General features: G+C 68.3%; 2 protein-coding genes. Both read left to right on the top strand.

Annotated elements, in window-relative coordinates:
* Positions 1–51 precede the first annotated feature (51 nt).
* Positions 52–570 carry an IS5 family transposase gene (locus ACYQ1K_RS27890; protein ID WP_459986890.1) on the top strand — a complete coding sequence of 173 codons (519 nt, stop codon included), beginning with the start codon at positions 52–54 and terminating at the stop codon, positions 568–570.
* The gene (locus ACYQ1K_RS27885) at positions 452–1,120 is read left to right on the top strand and encodes an IS5 family transposase (RefSeq protein ID WP_459986889.1); all 669 of its coding nucleotides are present in this window, start codon (positions 452–454) and stop codon (positions 1,118–1,120) included. The genes ACYQ1K_RS27890 and ACYQ1K_RS27885 overlap by 119 nt, the downstream gene beginning before the upstream one ends.
* The last annotated feature ends 1 nt before the right edge of the window (position 1,121 follow it).

Raw genomic sequence — 1,121 nt, 5'->3', positions numbered from 1 at the left:
CTAGGGCGTGTCCCGTAATCGATTTGGGATGGGTTAGACGAGTATGTCCATGTGCATGATCGTCATGACCTGAGCGATGAGCAGTGGGCCCTGCTGGAGCCGCACCTGCCACGGTCGAAGCCTGGCCGGGCGGGACGTCGCTGGGCCGAACACCGCATGGTGATCGACGGGGTGATGTGGCGAGTTCGCACCGGCTCTCCGTGGCGAGACCTGCCCGCCTCCTACGGGTCATGGAAGACGGTGTACAACCGACATCGGCTCTGGTCGGCCGACGGCACCTGGGAGGCGATGCTCCAGGAGCTGCAGCGCGGCAGCGACACTCAGACCGGGACGTCAGGATCGTGGGACGTCGGGATCGACTCCACCGTGATCCGTGCCCACCAGCACGCAGCAGGAGCCCGGCACGCCGCACCGGCCGACGTCAGCGCCAAGCGGCTGGCCGTCGCCCTCGATGACTTCGAGAGTCGCCGCAGCAAGCATTACCGCCCCTCGCCTGACACAGGGGGGCCGGTCGAGTTACACGAATCCACCGACCGGCGCGGCGAGCGAATCGCCCTCAACAGAGCCTGATTCGCTCGATCCGCCGAAGAAGAGGCGAGACCGGGAAGCGCTGGGCCGATCGCGTGGCGGGCTCTCGACCAAGGTCCACCTGGCCGCCGACGGGCGCTGCCGGCCGCTGGGGTTCCTCACCACCGTCGGGCAGCGCCACGACTCGATCGCTTTCGTCCCCACCCTCGCCACCGTCGCGGTCGGCAGGATCGGTCGAGGCCGGCCACGCACCCGTCCCGACGCAGTGCTCTCCGACAAGGCCTACTCCTCCCAAGCGATCCGCCACCACCTGAGCCGTCGAGGGATCAAGGCCGTCATCCCGGTCAAGGACGACCAGCGTGCATCGCGGGCGAAGAAGGGATCGGCCGGCGGACGGCCCCCAGCCTTCGACGCAGCCCGATACCGCGACCGCAACACCGTCGAGCGGGCCGTCAACAAGCTCCGCGCGCACCGTGCCGTCGCAACACGCTTCGACAAACGCGACTACGTCTACCGCGGCACCCTGACAGTCGCCGCGATCAACATCTGGCTCCGCGACCCGGCGCCTGACCGATTACGGGACACGCCCTAGT

This window comes from Nocardioides sp. AN3 (assembly GCF_054653495.1).
This window is presented reverse-complemented; position numbering and strand designations above follow the sequence as displayed.

What these genes read in the sequence shown, in the direction of transcription:
- ACYQ1K_RS27885 (WP_459986889.1), top strand. Translation starts at nt 452, where the DNA reads ATGACTTCGAGAGTCGCCGCAGCAAGCATTACCGCCCCTCGCCTGACA.